Origin of the sequence: Amycolatopsis sp. NBC_00348 (assembly GCF_036114655.1) — a bacterium.
Taxonomy (GTDB): domain Bacteria; phylum Actinomycetota; class Actinomycetes; order Mycobacteriales; family Pseudonocardiaceae; genus Amycolatopsis.
Genome location: NZ_CP107994.1, coordinates 4,336,504 through 4,354,373, shown reverse-complemented (window position 1 = coordinate 4,354,373; position 17,870 = coordinate 4,336,504). Strand labels below are relative to the sequence as shown.

The 17,870-nt window shown below is 72.3% G+C and carries 19 protein-coding genes; 7 read left to right on the top strand and 12 right to left on the bottom strand.

The window, feature by feature from the left end; all coding sequences use genetic code 11:
• Positions 1-8: 8 nt before the first annotated feature.
• Positions 9-572 carry a hypothetical protein gene (locus OHS58_RS18875; protein WP_328649236.1) on the bottom strand — a complete coding sequence of 188 codons (564 nt, stop codon included), beginning with the start codon at positions 570-572 and terminating at the stop codon, positions 9-11.
• Positions 573-767: 195 nt separating this feature from the next.
• On the opposite strand from OHS58_RS18875, the gene OHS58_RS18870 reads away from it, so the two are divergent.
• Positions 768-1,583: a hypothetical protein gene (locus OHS58_RS18870; protein ID WP_328649235.1), complete on the top strand. Its 816-nt coding sequence runs from the start codon at positions 768-770 to the stop codon at positions 1,581-1,583.
• Positions 1,584-1,595: 12 nt separating this feature from the next.
• Here OHS58_RS18870 and OHS58_RS18865 read toward each other — a convergent pair whose 3' ends face one another.
• From OHS58_RS18865 to OHS58_RS18835, 7 genes are all read right to left on the bottom strand, one after another.
• Positions 1,596-3,440: a glycoside hydrolase family 5 protein gene (locus OHS58_RS18865; RefSeq protein ID WP_328649834.1), complete on the bottom strand. Its 1,845-nt coding sequence runs from the start codon at positions 3,438-3,440 to the stop codon at positions 1,596-1,598.
• Between the two features lie 79 nt (positions 3,441-3,519).
• On the bottom strand, positions 3,520-4,254 hold the full coding sequence (locus OHS58_RS18860) for a (R)-mandelonitrile lyase (RefSeq protein ID WP_328649234.1): 735 nt from the start codon (positions 4,252-4,254) through the stop codon (positions 3,520-3,522).
• Between the two features lie 15 nt (positions 4,255-4,269).
• On the bottom strand, positions 4,270-4,833 hold the full coding sequence (locus OHS58_RS18855; protein WP_247050376.1) for a TetR/AcrR family transcriptional regulator: 564 nt from the start codon (positions 4,831-4,833) through the stop codon (positions 4,270-4,272).
• A 459-nt stretch (positions 4,834-5,292) separates the two neighbouring features.
• Positions 5,293-5,868: a PadR family transcriptional regulator gene (locus OHS58_RS18850; RefSeq protein WP_328649233.1), complete on the bottom strand. Its 576-nt coding sequence runs from the start codon at positions 5,866-5,868 to the stop codon at positions 5,293-5,295.
• 34 nt (positions 5,869-5,902) lie between these two features.
• On the bottom strand, positions 5,903-6,298 hold the full coding sequence (locus OHS58_RS18845) for a nuclear transport factor 2 family protein (RefSeq protein ID WP_326954196.1): 396 nt from the start codon (positions 6,296-6,298) through the stop codon (positions 5,903-5,905).
• A gap of 51 nt (positions 6,299-6,349) precedes the next feature.
• Positions 6,350-6,610, bottom strand: coding sequence for a hypothetical protein (locus tag OHS58_RS18840; RefSeq protein ID WP_328649232.1), 261 nt, complete (start codon positions 6,608-6,610; stop codon positions 6,350-6,352).
• Between the two features lie 110 nt (positions 6,611-6,720).
• A complete protein-coding gene (locus OHS58_RS18835; RefSeq protein WP_328649231.1) occupies positions 6,721-7,629 on the bottom strand; it encodes an SDR family NAD(P)-dependent oxidoreductase in 909 nt (302 codons plus the stop codon).
• 134 nt (positions 7,630-7,763) lie between these two features.
• Here OHS58_RS18835 and OHS58_RS18830 point away from each other — a divergent pair, with 134 nt between their 5' ends.
• Complete coding sequence (locus tag OHS58_RS18830) at positions 7,764-8,429, top strand: TetR/AcrR family transcriptional regulator (RefSeq protein ID WP_328649230.1); 666 nt, start codon at positions 7,764-7,766, stop codon at positions 8,427-8,429.
• Here the strand turns inward: OHS58_RS18830 and OHS58_RS18825 are convergent.
• Positions 8,426-9,010 (bottom strand): TetR family transcriptional regulator, encoded by a 585-nt coding sequence (locus tag OHS58_RS18825; protein ID WP_328649229.1) that lies wholly within the window; start codon positions 9,008-9,010, stop codon positions 8,426-8,428. The genes OHS58_RS18830 and OHS58_RS18825 overlap by 4 nt on opposite strands.
• Before the next feature lie 107 nt (positions 9,011-9,117).
• On the opposite strand from OHS58_RS18825, the gene OHS58_RS18820 reads away from it, so the two are divergent.
• On the top strand, positions 9,118-10,014 hold the full coding sequence (locus OHS58_RS18820; protein ID WP_328649228.1) for an SDR family oxidoreductase: 897 nt from the start codon (positions 9,118-9,120) through the stop codon (positions 10,012-10,014).
• Between the two features lie 3 nt (positions 10,015-10,017).
• Here the strand turns inward: OHS58_RS18820 and OHS58_RS18815 are convergent, their stop codons facing one another.
• The gene (locus OHS58_RS18815) at positions 10,018-10,743 is read right to left on the bottom strand and encodes an AraC family transcriptional regulator (RefSeq protein ID WP_326948509.1); all 726 of its coding nucleotides are present in this window, start codon (positions 10,741-10,743) and stop codon (positions 10,018-10,020) included.
• Between the two features lie 53 nt (positions 10,744-10,796).
• Between OHS58_RS18815 and OHS58_RS18810 the strand changes: the two genes are divergently transcribed.
• Entirely contained in the window at positions 10,797-12,068 is a 1,272-nt protein-coding gene (locus OHS58_RS18810) for an MFS transporter (protein WP_328649227.1), read from the top strand.
• Here the strand turns inward: OHS58_RS18810 and OHS58_RS18805 are convergent.
• Entirely contained in the window at positions 12,058-12,663 is a 606-nt protein-coding gene (locus OHS58_RS18805; RefSeq protein ID WP_328649226.1) for a hypothetical protein, read from the bottom strand. The two genes, OHS58_RS18810 and OHS58_RS18805, sit on opposite strands and share 11 nt — an antisense overlap.
• A 222-nt stretch (positions 12,664-12,885) precedes the next feature.
• Here OHS58_RS18805 and OHS58_RS18800 point away from each other — a divergent pair, with 222 nt between their 5' ends.
• Together OHS58_RS18800 and OHS58_RS18795 are read left to right on the top strand one after the other, a co-directional pair.
• Positions 12,886-14,514, top strand: coding sequence for a GMC family oxidoreductase (locus tag OHS58_RS18800; protein WP_326948512.1), 1,629 nt, complete (start codon positions 12,886-12,888; stop codon positions 14,512-14,514).
• Positions 14,515-14,528: 14 nt separating this feature from the next.
• A complete protein-coding gene (locus OHS58_RS18795) occupies positions 14,529-16,103 on the top strand; it encodes a succinic semialdehyde dehydrogenase (RefSeq protein ID WP_328649225.1) in 1,575 nt (524 codons plus the stop codon).
• On the opposite strand, the gene OHS58_RS18790 is transcribed toward OHS58_RS18795, so the two are convergent.
• Positions 16,096-16,620: a CGNR zinc finger domain-containing protein gene (locus OHS58_RS18790; protein ID WP_328649224.1), complete on the bottom strand. Its 525-nt coding sequence runs from the start codon at positions 16,618-16,620 to the stop codon at positions 16,096-16,098. The genes OHS58_RS18795 and OHS58_RS18790 overlap by 8 nt on opposite strands.
• A gap of 72 nt (positions 16,621-16,692) precedes the next feature.
• On the opposite strand from OHS58_RS18790, the gene OHS58_RS18785 reads away from it, so the two are divergent.
• Positions 16,693-17,862, top strand: a complete 1,170-nt coding sequence (locus OHS58_RS18785; RefSeq protein WP_328649223.1) for an MFS transporter — start codon at positions 16,693-16,695, stop codon at positions 17,860-17,862.
• Positions 17,863-17,870 lie beyond the last annotated feature (8 nt).

Below are 17,870 nucleotides of genomic sequence, written 5' to 3'. Positions count from 1 at the left end.
GACGTTTCCTAGTTCGCGCCGAACCGGTGTGCACCGGCCGCGGACGCCATGAGGGTCATCGGCCAGCGGACGTCGTAAGGCTCGTCCCGGGTCCGGCGGCGCAGCACGGTGTCCAGCTGCTCGCCGGTGAGGCGGCCGCCGGTGGCGACGCACTGGCGCACCAGGGAACGCGTCTCCTCGTCCGCCGCGGCGTGTTCGGGCTCCCACAGCTTCAGCGCGTGCACGGCCGCGCGGCGTGACAGGTCCGGCGTCGCCGCGTACCAGTGGCCGGTCTTGCCCGGCGGCGGATCGGCGGGCACGCGGCGGCCGAGCCGTTTCTGCTTCACGCGCGAGTCCGCATAGGCGGCGCCGGCGCTACGCCACTGCGCCCGGCCGGCTTCCAGCGCCGCCAACGCGTCCAGGAGGGCTCGCTCGTGCCGCTGGTACGGGCCGGCGAGCTCGGCGAGGAAGCTCAACGTCGCCCGGTGGCCGATCGGGTGGTAGAGGCGGACGCACGAACACAGTGCCGCGACGCGCTGACCGTGGGCCAGCCGGCCGTCCCGCACTCTGCGTGCTCGCTCGCCGAACCCCATTCCGGCAGCCTACCGAGCGGCACCCACCGGATTACGCCCATTGGTGCCGCCCAGGCGTTACAGAAAGACGCATTCAAGAATTGCAACCACTGAATCGAGTGAATCCGCGGCGTTCGCGGTCACGGACGGCTGGCGGCCACGTACGGTTGTTGTTTCCGCACCTCCGATCCGAGCCGTCGAGCACGGACGGACGGTGTGCGTTCCGGGCTCTACCAATCCAAGGCGGCGAGCTACGGCATGCAGGCGGACAGCCCGCTCGACTGGGACCTGTCCGAGTGGCAAGGGGCGACGATCATTCGCCCGTCCGGGGTACTGGACGTCGGCACCTACGGGGTGCTGCGGGACGCGCTGCTCAAGTGCGCGGCCGACCAGCCCCGTGCGGTGATCGTCGACCTCGAGGCACTCGCGATCACCAAGGATCACCTGACCAGCGTTTTCGTCGCCGTGTGGCTGCGGATCTCGCAGTGGTCGACGGTGGCGCTGGTGGTCGTCCCGGGCTCGGCGCACGCGGCCCTGGCGCGGCACGGCCCGATGCGGCGCTTCGTGACGGTCCGGCCCACCGTGCTCGACGCACTGGCCGGGCTGGGTGACCCGCCGCCGCGTCGCCGCACGGAACTGTGGTTGCCGTCCTCACCGCGCAGTGTGGGCGCGGCGGCCCCGTTCGTCACCGACACCTGCGGCAACTGGGACATCGATTCGCTGGGGGAGCCGGCGGTCACGGTGGCGGGTGAGCTCGTGGCGAACGCCGCCGAACACGCGCATTCGCCGGCGCGGTTGCGGTTGGAGCTGCGGCTGGGCCGGCTCACCGTCGCGGTCGCCGACGACGACGTGCGTCCGGTGTCGCTGCCCCAGGTCGGTAAGAGGACGCCGGAGCCGCGCAGCGGGCTTCCGCTCGTCGCGCACCTCGCGCACGCCGCGGGCTGGTCGCCGAAGCAGTCCGGCGGGAAGATCGTCTGGGCCGTCCTCCGGCCGCCGCACGCGCAGCCGGTACCGGTGCCCGACGGCGACTGAGCCGGCCCCGGTTCAGGAGCGGCAGAGCAGCGCGTCCGGCGTCCGGTTCGAGCCGACGCGGCCGGTGTAGGCCACCCCGGCGACGTACTCGCCCGGGGCGCACTGGCCCTTGTAGCTGCCCGAGGCGAAGTCGCCGCCGAGGTCGCCGGAGGGGCGGTTGTCGCCGCGGTCGAACCAGACCGTGCGGCCGGTGCGGCCCAGCGGGGTCGCCGACTTGCCGCACAGCACGGCCGAAACCGCCGCACCCTTCACGCTGTAGCCGACCACCGCGTGGTCGGCCGGGCACTGCAGCTTGGTGTAGCCGGACGCCCAGTCCGTGTCCACAAAGGACTCGTCGCGGGTCACGACGTACCCGGACGGCACCGGGAGCGTGCCCGTGCACAGGCCGCGGTTGCCGGTGTGGGCGAGACCGGTGAGGCGCTGGCCGTCGGGGCAGACGCCCTTGCGCGCGCCGGGATTCCAGTCCGGCAGCGCGCGGACCGCGCGGGATTCCTGGAAGTCGCCGTAGTCCAGGTTCAGCATCGACCAGTGGTCGGCCTGCGGGATCGGGCCGGTGCGCGACGGCGCGCTCACCAGCCGCTGCCACGCCGGGCCGCGCCAGTCCCGGCCGTCGAGCACGTCGATGCGGTTCCCGGCGCTGTCCCACGCGAGCAGCGACCAGCCGTCGCCCGTGCCACCGGTTTGGAAGCCGACCGCGGGCCAGTAGGCGAAGTCCGTGTCGGTCTCGGCGAGGTAGTTCACGAAGGTCTCGAAGAACGCGCGGGACGCCGGGTCGGTGGTGTTGCGGCCCTCGCCGAACTCGCTGATCCACAGCGGCGCGGTGTAGTGCTTGCCGGTGTCCTGCTCGACGAAGAACGCCTGCCGGTACAGGGTGTCACGCAGGCCCTGGGGCGAGAGGTCGCGGTAGCGCGGGTCGTGGGTTTCGCCGATGCCGGTCGCGCCGGAGTGGTTCGGCCCGGTGTAGCCGTAGAAGTGCGCGGAATAGACCAGCTTCCCGGAGTCCACGAGCGTGTGCGACAGCGTCCGGGCGGGTTCGAGGGTGGGCCGGCCGTGCGCGAAGCCGTCGATCGGCAGGCCGGTCCAGTTGATGCCCTCGACGATCATCAGCAGGTCCGGGTTCGCCTCGGTCAGGATGCGGTCGGCCACCTGCTGGCTCGCGCGCTGCCAGTCCTTGTCGTTGCCCCAGCCCCAGTTGGGGTCGTCGAAGGTGTTGCGGCGCACCTCGTTGTACAGGTCGGCGCCGGCCACCCGCTTGTTCGCGGCGTAGCGCCGCGCCATGAACAGCCAGTCGTCCTGCCACTGCTGCTCGGTCTGCGCGGTGTTCCAGCGCTCGTTGCCGTCGAGACCGCAGCACCAGCGCGACGTCGTGGTGTGGTTGTTGAGGATCACGGCGAACCCGCGCGCGGTCAGCCGTTCGACGACGCGGTCGTAGACCTGCAGCGGCGTCTTGCCGCGCAGGTCCGGGTTGGCCGGCAGGTCGGGCACCGGCGTCGTGTCGTGGATCATCGCGTTGGAGAACTGCAGCCGCACGCTGTTGAGGCCCAGCTGCGCGAGCCCGTCGATGACGGTGTCGATCGACGCGCGGTCCAGCCCGAGCGGCGTCTGGTAGGCGATCTCGCCGGCATGGTGGTCGGCCGGATCGCTGATGTCACCGGAACCGGTCCACGTACCGCTCGCGCCGTGCCAGTTGGCGGCCTTCAGCTTGAACCGGTTGCCCGCCGCGTCGACGATGTAGCGGCCGCGGGTGCTGAGCGGGCCGGCCCAGGGCGCCGGATCCGCGTGGGCGCGATCCGGCGCCAGCGCGGAGATCGGGGCGGCGACGCCGGTGGCCAGCAACGCGGTGAGCAGCGCACTCATGATCCTCACGCGCGGAGGCTAACGGGTGTTTCGCCCGGTTGTATACCGGCAGCCGGGTGCGGGCCCGCCGTTCGTCGGGTCAGCTCCCGAGCGGGGTCAGGCTGGGGGTTTCGCCCGGCCCGACGGGGAAGCAGGCCAGGAACGTGACGCCGTCCTCCTGCGCGTCGAAGCGCGCGATGCGGGCCGCTTCGGGCTCGTAGAAGACGTCTCCGGGCGTGAGCACCGATTCCGGCTCGCCGTCGATCTGGTAGACGGCCGAGCCGGTTTCGATGCTGCCGAAGACGGGTCCATTGTGGACGTGCAGCCCGGTGCCGAAGTCCGGTGCGATGGTGATGCGGCGCAGCTCGACGTAGTCGACCACCCGGGGTTCCGGGAGCCGCTGCTGCAGCACGAGCGTGCGCGTGACGGGCTCGGCCGGGACGGTCGCGGGTTCGGCGGCGCCTACGGGTTCGGCGAACTCCGCCGTGGTCCCGTCTTCGGGGAGTTCCTCGATGGCGAGGTGCGTCATCGACGTGGTGTCGGTGGCGCCGTGCCAGTGCCATTCGCCAGGGGCGACGCGGACGGTGTCGCCGGCCCGGATCAGCTGGGCCGGGCCGCCCCGGCGCTGGACGTAGCCGGTGCCCTCGGTGACGACGAGCACCTGGCCGAGCGGGTGCCGGTGCCAGCGCGTACGCGCACCGGGGGCGAACTGCACGCGGTCGACCTGCGTGCGCGACGGCCCTTCGGGGACGGCGAGCGAGGTGACCCAAGCGCTGCCGGTGATGACGTCGGCGGGCGCGACGGCGGTGGCGGACGGAACGTGACGGACGTGCACGGGAACTCCCCAGGTTCAGCGGGTGTGGGCAGCGAGCAGCGAGAGCACGCCGGAAACGGCTTGGTCGAACGGTCCGGGCGCGGCGGCGGCGCGAGCCAGCACGTACCCGCCCTGCAGCACGGCGACGATGGTGGCGGCGAGCGCGGCGGTGTCCAGCGCGGCGGGCAGTTCTTGCGCGGCCCGGCCTTCGTCGAGAACCGCGGCGAGTTTGGCCTGCAGGAGGGTCAGGGTCTCGTCGACCGGAGCCCGCAGCTGCGGGTCGGCCACGATGTCGGGATCCTGCGTGAGCCGGCCGATGGGGCAGCCCCGCAGCACTTCGCGCTCACGACGCAGGTACGCGGTGACCCGTTCGACGGCGGTCCCGGGCCCGCGCAGCTGAGCGTCGGCCGCGGCAAGCAGCTCATCGGCACTACGCCGCACGGCGGCCAGCGCCAGCTCCCGCTTGCCGGCGAAGTGGTGGTACATGCTGCCCTGTCCGGCACCCGCGCGCTGCTGGATGGCCTTGGGGCTCGTGCCCACGTAACCGCGTTCCCACAACAGTTCCCGGGTGCTGTCGATCAGCTGGTCTCTCGTCCCCATGAGTCGGACTGTACATACTAGTAGGTACAGAATCAACACAGGGGTCCGCGACGGATCCGCCCGTTGTCGTGTCGGCCGCTCCGGTCAGCGTGCTGGCTGCCGGCAGCGGGACCGTCGGCTGTGAACAGCCACCTCGACGGTCGCGGGTGGCAACTCGGTTGCTGGGGGTGGTCAGCGCGGCGTCCGGAAGGGTCAACTCGGCGGCGGAAGGCCCAACACGTTGGCCGGAGCGGCTAACGCGGCGACTGGAGCGGCCAGGTCGGCACCGGAGCGACCAACTCGGTGGCCGGAACGGCCGACGCAGCGACTGGAGTGGCTAACACGGTGGCCGGAGCGGCCGACACGACAACCGGAGTGACCAACTTGGCGACCAAGGCGGCCGACACGGCCACCGGAGTGGCCGACTTGGCGGCAGCCGAAGCGGCGGGCGGGAACGGGCGGAGCGAAACCGCCCTGTGGTCAGGGTTTTGTCGGTTGCCTCACCCGCGCGCGGAGGTCGAGGGTCCGGAGGGCCTGTCGGCACCAGCGGAGGTTCTCGTGTTCGAACGACAGCCCGCGCATCAGCGTCAGGTACGGCCCGATCCGCTCCGCCTCCACCAGGTAGTCGTCCTCGAAGCGGCCGTCCAGCAGGCGCGTGCGGAGCTTCTCGTAGCGGGCGATCTTGGCCTCCGCCGCCGTCGCCCGCTCCTCGAGTGCGGTCCGGACGGCGGGTTCGTCGCCCGCGTCCACCGCCTGGACCTGCACCATCAGCTCGTCGCGGATCGTGCCGGGGCGGGGTGGGCCGGCCGTGAACGCGTGCAATGCCTCCCGGCCGGCTTCGGTCAGCGAGAACAGGCGCTTGTCGGGCCGTCGTTCCTGGTGGACGACCCGGGCGCGCACCAGGCCGGCGGCCGCCATCCGGTCCAGTTCGCGGTAGAGCTGCTGCGGGGTGGCCATCCAGAAGTTCGCCACGGACGCGTCGAACACCTTCGCGAGGTCGTAGCCCGACGCCTCGCCTTCGAGCAGCGCGGCCATCAGCGCGTTCCGCAGTGCCACCCGGTTCCCTTCCGTGACCTAGTCAACGAATTGACTAGGCGCCGACGGCCTCGCGCTGGATCTGCTCGAACTGCGCGGCCATCGCGGCCGAGAGCGCCTGGGCGGCCGACAGCGGGCGCACCATCACCGTGAACTCGTCGATCAGGCCGTTCTCGTCCAGGTGCAGGAAGTCGCAGCCCTCGACCGCGGTGTCGCCGATCCGGGCCTCGAAGACGAGCGCGTGGTCCCGGCCGTCACCACCGTCTAGCTCCCGGACGTACCGGAAGTCCTCGAACACCCGGAGCACGCCGCGCAGGATCGCGGCGGTGATCGCCTTGCCCGGGTACGGCCGGAACGCCACCGGGCTCCGGAACACCACCTCCGGCGCCAGCGCGGCCGCCATGGCCTCGGGATCACGTGCCTCGACGGCCTGCCGGAAGCTGCTGCTCACATCGCACCTCGGGTAGTCAAAAAGTTGAGTACCCGACCAGCTTAGAGGGTGCTACTCCGGCATGGTCACCGGATCGCGTTCGGACTCGGTCGTCCACAACCAGGCGTCGTGCAGCGCGGCGATGAGCCGCTCGTCGTCCTCTTCGCTGGGCTCGTCGCCGACCGGCAGCCAGGTCTCCTCGGCCGGTGCGCCGTCCAGCTCGCGCCGGAGCACGATCCCGGTGTACTCGAACTCCGCGTCCGGGTCCGGATCGACACTGACATGACGTGGCTGAGCGGCCACATCGACCCGCCGAGCTCGACGTTCGGACATCCGCACCCCAGCCTTCCCGCGCGATACTGGACAGTCGCTGCGGCACCGGGACTCGTTACAGCCGTGAGGGTAGAAATACCCTCGTGCGAGATGAATTCACCGGGTAGGGGTCACCCGACGGGGTATTCGACGGCCGTGAGCTCCTCCGAAACCTGCCACAGACGCCGCTGAAGCGCCAGGTCGTGGGACTGTGGGCTGGAGGCGACGACCTCCGGGTTGCCGCGGTAGCCGCCCAGTCCGTCGGGGCCGTAGTACTGGCCGCCGAGGGCGCCGGGGTCGGTGGCGGCGCGCAGGATCGGCAGCGAGCCCCGCGCCGAGTCCTGGGTGAACAGGGGCGCGACCGCGGCGAAGACCCCGCGGAGCGCGGCGGGGGAGTTGCGCATCAGCTCGGTGCGGGCCACGCCGGGGTGGGCGGCGAGGGCGGCCGTGGTGCCGTGCGGCGCGAGTCGGCGCTGCAGCTCGTACCCGAACAGCAGGTTGGCGAGCTTGGACTGGCCGTAGGCCGCGACGCGGTCGTAGGAGTTCTCCCACTGCAGGTCGTCGAAGTGGATCGCGGCGCGGAGGCGGTGGGCGATGCTGGCGACCGCCACGACCCGCGAACCGGGCACCGGCAGCAGGAGGTCCAGCAGCAGGCCGGTGAGCGCGAAGTGCCCGAGGTGGTTGGTGCCGAACTGCAGCTCGAAGCCTTCGCGGGTGGTCTGCCGCGGCGGGTACATCACGCCGGCGTTGTTGATCAGCAGGTCGATCTTCGGCAACGCCGTGTGCAGCTCGGCCGCGGCGGTGCGCACCGACTCCAGTGACGCCAGGTCCAGCTCCTGCACGGTGACGTCGGCGCCGGCGCCGAAGCGGGCCGCCGCCTGCTTGCCCTTTTCGACGTCGCGGACGGCCAGCACCACCGACGCGCCGCGCTCGGCGAGCACCTGGGCGGTCTCGAAGCCGAGGCCGGTGTTGGCGCCGGTCACGACGGCCACGCGGCCCGTCTGGTCCGGGACGTCGCGGGCGGTCCAGTGTTCGGCCATGTCGGTCGCTCCTTCGGGGATCGGCCCTTGCGGACCGGCGGTCTGTTATGCCTCCGACGTTAAAGAACCGTCGGTCTATTGTCAAGAGACTGCCGGTCTTTAACTCCGGGTGCAAGACGGTTACCCTGTGTCGCATGACGTTCCAGCGGGCGCGCAGCGCGGAGCAGCGGGAGGAACGGCGTCGCAAGATCCTCGACACGGCGCTGGTGATGCTCGACGAGATGCCGGTGGCCGAGGTGAGCCTCAACGAGCTCAGCCGCCGGGTCGGGCTGGCCAAGTCGAACGTGCTGCGGTACTTCGAATCCCGCGAGGCCGTGCTGTTCGAGCTGCTGGACCAGGCGCTGGGGGACTGGCTGCCCGACGTGGCGGCCGAGCTGGCCGCCGGCGTCGATCCCGGCCGGTCCGTGCGGGAGCGCGGCGACCGGCTGGCGGCGATCGTGGCGAATTCGCTGGCCGAGCGCACCGTGCTGTGCGACCTCATCAGCGCGCAGGCCGGTGTCCTGGAGCACAACGTCTCCGTCGACGTCGTCGTGCGCTACAAGCGATCCGCGCTCGCGAGCCTCGACGCCATGGTCGAGCTCTTCGCCCGGCACGTGCCGGAGGTCGGGGCCGCGGCGAAGCAGGTGTGCCTGCTGGCCATGATCCTGGCCGGTGGCCTCTCGACGCACTGCCGGCCCTCGGCCAGCACGCTCGCCGCGTACGCGACGGATCCCGCGCTCGCCGAGCTGCGGATCGACCTGGCCGCCTCGCTGGAACACGGCCTCGCCCTGCTGATCTCGGGGGCCGTGGCGCGGGGTTAGCCCGCCGGCGTCGGGCTCGCGCTGGTCAGGGTGCGCAGTTCGGCCAGGACGTCGTCGGCGATGTCGCCCAGCGACCGCTCCTCGCCGTCGCGGATCCACTGCGTGAACGCGATCCCGAACACCGCGGTGACCGACTGCCCGGCCAGCGAGGCCGCCGGATCGTCGACGCCCCGCGCGCGGAAGGCGTCGGCGAGCGTGGTGGCGAGGACGGCCATCTTGTGCAGTTCCCGTTCCTGCAGTGCGGGATTCCGGTCGATGACGGACTGGCGGGTGCGGGAGTGCGGGCGGCGCTCGTCCGGGAAGAAGGTGGACGCGGACCGCAGCGCGCCGGCGACGACCTCGATCGGCGACGCCTCCGGCGGCGCGGCGTCCATGCCGCTGAGGAACGCCTGCGCGAACAGCTCCTGCCCGTGGAAGAGGGCCTCGCGCTTGTCGGCGAAGTGGCGGAAGAACGTGCGCTCGGTCAGGCCGACGGACTGGGCGATCTCCGCCGCCGTCGTCTCTTCGAACCCGCGGGTGGCGAACAGCTCGAGCGCGGCCCGCTGCAGCCGCTCCGGGGTTCCCGGTTCCCAACGCACCATGCCGTCGAGTCTAGGTGATGACAGCGACTGACTTCGGGAGTACGTTGATGTCAGTCACCGACGTCAGTCGCTGACATCGAGTTTGACCACAGAGGGAGTTACACCTCATGCGCGTTTTCGTCACCGGAGCCTCCGGCTGGATCGGCTCCGCCGTCGTCGACGAACTGCTCGCCACCGGCCACGAGGTCACCGGGCTCGCCCGGTCCGACGCCTCCGCCGCGGCCCTCGAAGCCAAGGGCGTCCGGGTCCGCCGCGGCGACCTCGACGACCTCGACGGCATCCGGGCCGGCGCCGAGGCGGCCGAAGCCGTCATCCACCTGGCCAACAAGCACGACTTCGCGAACCCGGCCGTGTCGAGCGCGGCCGAACGGGGCGCCGTCCAGACCATCGGCGACGCGCTCACCGGCACCGGCCGCCCGTTCCTGCTGGCGTCGGGGATCGCCGCGCTCACCCAGGGCCGGCCCGCCACCGAGGCCGACGCGTCCCCGTTCCACGGCCTGGAAAGCCCGCGCGGCGGCAGTGAGAACCTCGCGCTCGAGTTCGCCGGCCGCGGCGTGCACCCGGTGAGCCTGCGGTTCTCGCCGACCGTCCACGGCACCGCCGACCACGGGTTCATCGCGGTCCTCACCGCGATCGCCCGCGAGAAGGGCGTTTCCGGTTATCCCGGCGACGGGACCAACCGCTGGGCCGCCGTGCACGTGACCGACGCCGCCCGGATGGCCGTCCTCGGCCTGGAGAAGGCGCCCGCGGGCAGCCGCCTGCACGCCGTCGCCGAGGAAGGCGTGCCGACGCGCGAGATCGCGGAGGCCATCGGCCGCGCGTACGACCTGCCCGTCGCCTCCATCGCGGCCGACGACGTCCAGGACCACTACGGCTGGATCGGCGGCTTCTTCGCCATGGACCTCGCCGCGACCAGCACGCAGACGCGTGAGCTGCTCGGCTGGACGCCCACCGGGCCGACCCTCGTCGAGGACCTCGACGCGGGCGCGTACGGCACCAAGTAGCCGCTAACCGCCGGCGGCCGCGGCGCGGTAGGTGCCGGGGGTCTGGCCCATCGTCCGGGTGAAGGTGTCGACGAAGGCGCTGGTGGTGGCCCAGCCGCAGCGGTGCGCGGTCTCCGTGACGGTGCTTCCCGCGGTGAGCTCGAGCATCGCCTGGAAGACCCGGGTGGTGGTGCGCCACTGGGGGTACGTCGTGCCGAACTCGCCGCGGAAGAGCCGCGCGAGGTGACGGTCGCTGGCGCCGACCTGACGGGCGAGCCAGGTGATGGTCCGCGGGCTCCCGAGGTCGTCGGTCACCAGCCGGCAGGCGTGGGCCAGCCGGGGGTCGCGGGCGCGGGGGAGCGTCAGCGGGGCGACGTGGGCGCGGCGGACGCGGTCGTGGATCACGGCCCGCAGCCGGCGGGCCTCGCCCGGCGCCAGGCCGGGCTCGGTGGCCGCGATCAGCAGTTCGCGCAGCAGCCCGGAAACGGCGATGACCGTGGGCGAGTCGCCGGGCAGCAGCGCTTCCTGCGTCGCGAAGGCGAGGGTGTGGACCTCGGCGTGCCCGTGGACGCGGTGCTCGTGCCAGGTGCGGGCGGGAATCCAGGCGGCGCGGTGAGCGCCGGCGGCCCACGTCCCGTGGTCGGTGTGGACGGCGAGGACCCCGCTGCTCACGTAGATGAGCTGGTGCTCCTCGTGCCGGTGCCGGGTGATGACCTCACCCGGGTGGTGCCGATGGCGGGTTTGCGACACGAGGCGGCAGTTTATCGGAAGTCTGCCGGGTCGTGGCCGACCATCGTGGAGGGATGACCCCTGTCGTGCCGCCCCGGTTCCGGGACCGCCTGCGCCGCGTCGTCGCGGACACCCGGCCGCTGGCCGTGCCCGCGTTCCGGCGGACCTTCCTCGGGCAGAGCACCGCCGTCATCGGCATGACCGTCACCGCGGTCGCCGTCCCGGTGCAGCTGTACGCGCTGACGCGGTCGTCGCTGGTCGTCGGGCTCGGCGGCCTGGTCGGCTTCGTCCCGATCGTCGTGTTCGGCCTCTACGGCGGCGCGGTCGCCGACGCCGTCGACCGGCGGAAGCTGTACCTGCTGACGTCGCTCGTCACGTGGGTCGTGACGCTCGCGCTGCTGGCCCAGAGCGTCCTGGAGGTGCGGTCGCCGGCGCTGATCCTCGCGCTGGTCGCCGTGCAGTCGGGCGGGTTCGCCGTCTCCGCGTCCGTCCGCAGCGCGATGGTGCCGCTGCTGGTGCCCGCCGAGTACATCCCCGCGGCCAACGCCCTGAACTACACGGCCGGCAGCGTCGGTCAGGTGGTGGGCCCGCTCGTCGCGGGTGTCCTCATCGGACTGCCGGGCGGCTTCGGCTGGGCTTACGGTGCCGACGCCGTGTTGTTCGCGGCGGCGCTGTACGCGGCGGTCCGGTTGCCGTCCTTCCCGTCGGCGGCCCCGGCCGGGCGTCCCGGCCTGCGGTCGGTGCTCGAAGGCCTGCGGTTCCTCGGCGGGAACCCGGTCCTGCTGATGTCGTTCGCCGTCGACATCGCCGCGATGGCGCTGGCGATGCCGGAGGCGCTGTTCCCGCAGGCCGCCGCCACCCAGTTCCACGGCGGCGTGGGCCCGCTGTACTCGGCGATCGCCGTCGGCTCGATCCTGGCCGGGTCGCTGAGCGGGTGGATCGGCCGGGTGCGCCGGCAGGGCGTCGCGCTGACGTGCGCCGTCGCCTGCTGGGCGGCCGCCGTCGCCGCCGCGGGGTTCGTCCAGAGCCTCTGGGCCGCCGTCGCGCTGCTGGTCCTCGCCGGGGCGGCCGACCTGGTCAGCGTCGTCTACCGGCAGACGATCCTGCAGACCTACGTGCCGGACCGGATGCGCGGCCGGCTGCAGGGCGTCTACACGGTGGTGGTCTCGGGCGGCCCGCGTCTGGGCGACGTACGGGCGGGCGCGATGGCCGCCGCGACGACGTTGACGATCGCCTGGTCGGGGGCGGCGCTGCTCTGCGTCGTCGTGGTCATCGCCGGGGCGCTGTGCGTGCGGCCGTTCTGGCGCTACGACAGCCGGGACCACACCGGGGAAGTCAGAACCTGACCTGGCCGAGGAGTGCGTCGGCGACGGTGTGCAAGGCGTCGTCACGCACTTCGGGCGCTTCGGAGGACACCATCAGGGCCGCGTCCCCGCCGGTGGCGGCCAGCCCGCCGACGGCCACCGAACCCCCGACGACCTTGACCTCACCGGGGCCGGGTTTGGTGTCCAGGAAGGCCCGCAGGTCGTCGACCGCCAGGCGCGCGTCCCGCTGGAGCTGCGGGGCGAGCAACGCCATCGCGCCCTTGGCCCGGGTGGCGACCAGCCGGACCGTGAGCGCCTTTCCTCCGACCTGGTAGCCGCACTCGAGGTACGCGCCGGCGGCCGCGTCGAGCGCGGACATCCCGTTCTGCTGCGCGGCGATCGGGTCGGCCGCGGGCGTGCTGGTTCTGGACACCTCGACGTCGACGGCGTCCGGCGTGACCGGGCGGTCGACCCCGGCGGTCCGCAGGGCGCCGGGTACGTCGAAGCCGACGGGGCAAGGTCGCGGGCTTGCCGCCGGAAGCGGCCTGGCGGACCGCGTCCACGGCGACCTGGACGAACAGCCGGCCAGCGACGTGGCTCCGGCGAGCAGGGCCAGGCAGAGCAGAGAGCGCACCATGAAGGGAAGTTAGCGCGCCGGCTCCGGTCCGCGAGGCGGAATGGATCAACCGCACGGCGTGGTGGACGCCCTCGTCGTGGACGTGCGCAAGCCGCGGTCCGGCCGACCGCGCCCGCCAGGGGCCCGGCGGGACATTGCGCGTCGTGGGCGAACGCTATACGGTGACGCCAGAACTAGAACAGGTTATAGTTTCTGGGTGGCGGGCCGGACCGAGGAGCGGACATGGCGAACAAGGCGCCGCGCGGCGACGAAGCCGACTACGTGGTCGTCGGGTCGGGGAGTTCGGGGGCCGCGATCGCGGGGCGGCTCGCGGCGTCGGGCGCGAGCGTGATCGTGCTCGAAGCCGGCAAGACCGACGAGAAGCTGCTGCTCAAGAAACCGGGCCTCGTCGGACCCATGCATGCCGTGCCCCAGCTCAAGAAACCCTTCGACTGGGGCTACTACTCCGTGCCGCAGAAGCACGCCCTCGACCGCCGGATGCCGGTGCCGCGGGGCAAGGTCGTCGGCGGCTCCAGCTCCATCAACGGCATGGTCTACGTCCGCGGCAACCGCGCCAACTTCGACTCCTGGGCCGCCGAGGGCAACACCGGCTGGGACGCCGACAGCGTCAACGCCGCGTACAAGCGGATGGAAGATTTCGAGGACGGCGAGAACGCGTTCCGGGGCGCGGGCGGGCCGATCCGGGTCACCCGCAACAAGAGCCCCGAAGAGGGCGCCCTGCAGTTCATCCAGGCCACCGCCGACACCGTCGGCTGCAAGATCCTCGACGACTACAACGGCGAGTCGCAGGAAGGCGTCAGCCGGATGCAGCAGAACGCCGCCGACGGCCTGCGCTACAGCGCCTCGCGCGGTTACCTCCACCACCTCGCGGCCCCGACCCTGCAGCTGCAGTCCGGCGTGCTGGCCAAGAAGGTCGTCATCGAGAACGGCCGCGCTGCCGGCGTCGAGGTCGTCGACGCCGACGGCACCCAGCGCACGATCCGCGCCGGCAAGGAGGTCATCCTCTCCGCCGGGTTCGTCGGGTCCGCGCAGCTGCTCATGCTCTCCGGCGTCGGCCACGCCGAGCACCTCCGGGAGCACGGCATCGACGTCGTCGCGGACCTGCCGGTCGGCGACAACCTGCACGACCACATGTTCCACGCACTGACCTTCCACGTGACGTCGAGCCGCAACTCCGGCACGCCGGCGTACTTCGCGCGCGGCCTGGTCAAGGAGCTGCTCCGGCCCGGAACGACGTTCCTGGCGAACTCCGTGTTCGAGGCGGTGGCGTTCCTCAAGACGTCCCAGGCCGACGCCGTCCCCGACCTCCAGCTGCACCTGCTGCCGTGGGCGTACGTCTCGCCCAACCAGGACGCGCCGATCCGGCACGACGTCGACAAGCGCACCGCGCTCACCGTGCTGACGACGCTGATCTACCCGAAGAGCCGCGGCACGCTGCGGCTGGCGTCGGCGGATCCCACCGCTGCTCCGCTGATCGACCCCCAGTACCTCGCCGACCCGGCCGACCTCGAGGTGCTGGGCGAGGGTTCGGAGCTGGCGCGCGAGATCTTCGCGTCGAAGGCGTTCAACGGCGCGGTCAAGGAAGAGATCCACCCGGGCCCGGCGCTGAAGGGCCAGGCCCTGCGCGACGCCATCCTCAACCGCGCGACGTCGGTCTACCACGGCGTCGGCACCTGCCGGATGGGCGTCGACGAGCTCGCGGTCGTCGGCCCCGACCTCAAGGTCCGCGGCGTCGAGGCGCTGCGGGTCTGCGACGCCTCGATCATGCCGTCGATCACCGGCGGCAACACGAACGCCCCCAGCATCATGATCGGCGAGATGGGCGCGCACCTCGTCCTCTCCGGCAACTGACGGGAAGTGCGACCATGACCCTCACCCCGCTCGGGATCACCCGGCCGGCGTCGGCGACGGACGCGTTCCTGAAGGGGCTCGTGGCCCGCGTGCCGGGCACCTCCGGCGCGACCTGGAAGCTGACCGAGGTCTACACCGGCGACACGCTCGTCGAGCTGCCGCAGTCGGCGCCGGCCGACATCGAGCGGGCGTTCACCGTCGCGCGCGAGGCGCAGCGCAAGTGGGCGGCCACCCCGCTCAAGCAGCGGCTCGCGGTGTTCAAGCGGGCGCACACGCTCTTCGTCGACCAGGCGCGGATCGTCACCGACCTCATCCAGGCCGAGAGCGGCAAGAACCGCCGGATGGCGATCGAGGAGACCTGCGACCCGGCGATGGTGATGAGCCACTACCTCCGGCGGGCCGCCAAGCTGCTGGCGCCGACCAAGCGCGGCGGGCCGGTGCCGCTGCTGACGACGTCGACCGAGATCCGCCAGCCCAAGGGTGTCGTCGGCATCATCGCGCCGTGGAACTTCCCGTTCGCCACCGGCATTTCCGACGCCGTGCCGGCGTTGATGGCCGGCAACGCCGTCGTGCTGAAGCCCGACAACAAGACGGCCCTCTCGCCCCTTTACGGCATCCAGCTGCTGGAGGAAGCCGGCCTGCCGAAGGGGCTGTTCCAGGTGGTGTGCGGCGAGGGCCCGGACGTCGGCCCGACGCTCATCGACCACGCCGACTACGTGATGTTCACCGGCTCGACGGCCACCGGCCGGGTGATCGGCGAGCGGGCCGGGCGCAACCTCATCGGCTGCTGCCTCGAGCTCGGCGGCAAGAACCCGATGATCGTGCTCGACGACGCCGACCTCGAGGAAGCCGCGCAGGGCGCGATCTTCGGCGCGTTCGGCAACACCGGCCAGATCTGCATGCACATCGAGCGGATCTACCTGCCGGAGTCCCGCTACGCCGAGTTCACCAAGGCGTTCGTGGCCAAGACGCAGGCCCTCGACGTCCGCGCGGCCTACGACTTCGGCCCCGACATGGGCTCGCTGGTGTCCGTCGACCACATGCGCCGCGTCAAGGAGCACGTCGACGACGCCGTCGCGAAGGGCGCCACGGTGCTCTGCGGCGGCAAACCGCGGCCCGACCTCGGCCCGGCGTTCTTCGAGCCGACGATCCTCGAAGGCGTCACGAAGGACATGCTCTGCGGCGTCACCGAAACCTTCGGACCCGTTGTGGCACTGCACAAGTACGGCACCGTCGACGAGGCCGTAGCGCTCGCGAACGACACCGACTACGGCCTCAACGCCTCGGTCTGGGGCGGTGACCTCGACGCCGCCCGGGCCGTCGCCGCGCGCCTGGAATCGGGCAACGTCAACATCAACGACATCCTCGCCACCGCGTTCGCCGCCAAGGGAACGCCGTCCGGCGGGGTGAAGAACTCCGGCGTCGGCGCCCGCCACGGCGATCAGGGCCTGCTCAAGTACACCGACGTGCAGAACCTGGCCGTGCTCAAGAAGCAGGTCATGGGGCCGAAGCCGGGCCAGGATCACGAGAAGTACGTCAAGAGCATGCTTTCCGGGCTGAAGCTGATGCGCAAGCTGCGCATCAGGTGACTTCCGCGTTCTTGCGACGCCGGTAGTTCGCCGACTTCGTCTTGGTGCCGCAGGTTGTCATGCCGCACCAGCGGCGACGTCCCGCGTGGGACGCGTCGAGGAACAGGCGGCTGCAGTCGGGGTGCGCGCACTCCCGGATCCGGTCGGCGTGCGGGCCGGCGAGCAGGTCGATGGCGTCGCGGGCGAGCGTGGACAACGCCTGGTCCAGGTCGCCGCGGTACTCGACCGCCGTACCGGTCCACTGCGATACCAAAGGCGGCCCGGCCGCGAAGTCGTTGAGCCGGGCGCGGTCATCGGCCCGGTTCGCGGTGCGGCACAAGCGGTTGACGACCTCGCGGAGGTCGACGGTCCGGCGCAGCCCGGCGTCGTCGACGGCGGCGGGGGAGTAGCCCGCCTCGGCCAGCCAGCGCGTGACGTCCTCCGGGACCGCAAGCAGCTCGCGGGGGTGCTCGTGGTGACGGACCTGCAGGGTCGTCGTCAGGTCCAGGCTGGGCCGGCCGCTGAGGAAGGTGAACACGTCACCATATTGACCGGTGACGCGCCCCTCTGACAAGGTGGCGTCACCAGTCAAAGGGGTGACGGGGGTGTGATGTCCGGCTTGGCGCGTTACCTGACGGCGGCGGTGCTGGTCCGCGGGGCCGACAGCGGCGCCACGGTCGGGCTGGTCCTGCTCGCCGCCGACCAGCACCAGCCGGCGGCGGTGGGCGGGCTGCTCGTCGCCGCGCTCAACGCGCCGCACCTGCTCGGGCCGTGGCTGGCGGCCAGGCTGGACCGGACCCGCGAACCCCGGCGGCTGCTGGCGGCGTCCTACCTGGTCTACGGCCTGGCCCTGGCCGCCGGCGCGCTGGCGCTCGGCCGGACGTCGCTGGTCGTGACGGTGCTGCTGGTGGCCGTCGCCGGGTGCTGCGGGCCGCTGCTGACCGGCGGGCTGAGCAGCGTGCTCGACGACCTCGGCCCGAACCGGCGCCGGCAGGGCTGGGACGCGTTGTCCTACGGGATCGGCGGCACCCTGGGCCCGGCGGCGACGGCCGGGCTCGCCGGCGTGACCGGTCCGGTCGACGCGCTGCTCGGGCTCGCGACCGCGGCCTTGGTCGCCGCCGGCCTGGCACTGACGTTGCCGCTCGGCACCGGGCGGACGCCCCGCGAAGCCCTGGGCCTGCGCGCCGGGCTCGGGATCCTGGTGACGCGCCCGCCGCTGCGCCGCGTCACGGTGCTGACGCTGCTGGGCGCGGTCGAGCTGGGCGCGCTGCCGGTGGTCGCCGTCGCGTTCGGCCGTGACCTGCACGGCACGGCCACGGCGGGCGCCGCGCTGACCGTGGCCTACGGCGCGGGCAGCCTCTTGGGCTCGGCGCTGGTGACGGTGTGGCCGCTGCGCGGCGAACCCGAGGTGCAGGCGGTCCGGCTGTTCGCCGCGATGGCCGTGGCGACGGCGGTGTGCGCGCTGGCCCCGGGGTACGGCCTCGCGGTCGCGGGGTTCACCGTGCTGGGCGTGGCGAACGCGACGTCCTTCACGGCGACACTGGCCTCCCGCAGCACCTACGCCCCGGAGGGCGCGCAGGCCCAGGTGTTCGTGACGAGCGCCGGGCTGAAGGTCGCGATGGCGGCGGTGGGCGCCGCCCTCGCCGGCACGGCAAGCGGCCTAGGCGGCCGAGCGTTGTTGCTGGGAGTGGCGGCGATCACCGGCCTGGCCGTGCTCGCGGCCTTGGTGGACCGGAGGCTCACGACCAGGCGGCTCGTCGCCGCCGGTTCGACGGACTGACGAGCCGC

Bases quoted from the DNA above. Each gene is read 5' to 3' on its own strand.
- OHS58_RS18875 (WP_328649236.1), bottom strand. From the start codon at position 572: ATGGGGTTCGGCGAGCGAGCACGCAGAGTGCGGGACGGCCGGCTGGCC.
- OHS58_RS18865 (WP_328649834.1), bottom strand. From the start codon at position 3,440: ATGAGTGCGCTGCTCACCGCGTTGCTGGCCACCGGCGTCGCCGCCCCG.
- OHS58_RS18855 (WP_247050376.1), bottom strand. From the start codon at position 4,833: ATGGGGACGAGAGACCAGCTGATCGACAGCACCCGGGAACTGTTGTGG.
- OHS58_RS18840 (WP_328649232.1), bottom strand. From the start codon at position 6,610: ATGTCCGAACGTCGAGCTCGGCGGGTCGATGTGGCCGCTCAGCCACGT.
- OHS58_RS18835 (WP_328649231.1), bottom strand. From the start codon at position 7,629: ATGGCCGAACACTGGACCGCCCGCGACGTCCCGGACCAGACGGGCCGC.
- OHS58_RS18830 (WP_328649230.1), top strand. From the start codon at position 7,764: ATGACGTTCCAGCGGGCGCGCAGCGCGGAGCAGCGGGAGGAACGGCGT.
- OHS58_RS18825 (WP_328649229.1), bottom strand. From the start codon at position 9,010: ATGGTGCGTTGGGAACCGGGAACCCCGGAGCGGCTGCAGCGGGCCGCG.
- OHS58_RS18820 (WP_328649228.1), top strand. From the start codon at position 9,118: ATGCGCGTTTTCGTCACCGGAGCCTCCGGCTGGATCGGCTCCGCCGTC.
- OHS58_RS18810 (WP_328649227.1), top strand. From the start codon at position 10,797: ATGACCCCTGTCGTGCCGCCCCGGTTCCGGGACCGCCTGCGCCGCGTC.
- OHS58_RS18805 (WP_328649226.1), bottom strand. From the start codon at position 12,663: ATGGTGCGCTCTCTGCTCTGCCTGGCCCTGCTCGCCGGAGCCACGTCG.
- OHS58_RS18800 (WP_326948512.1), top strand. From the start codon at position 12,886: ATGGCGAACAAGGCGCCGCGCGGCGACGAAGCCGACTACGTGGTCGTC.
- OHS58_RS18795 (WP_328649225.1), top strand. From the start codon at position 14,529: ATGACCCTCACCCCGCTCGGGATCACCCGGCCGGCGTCGGCGACGGAC.
- OHS58_RS18785 (WP_328649223.1), top strand. From the start codon at position 16,693: ATGTCCGGCTTGGCGCGTTACCTGACGGCGGCGGTGCTGGTCCGCGGG.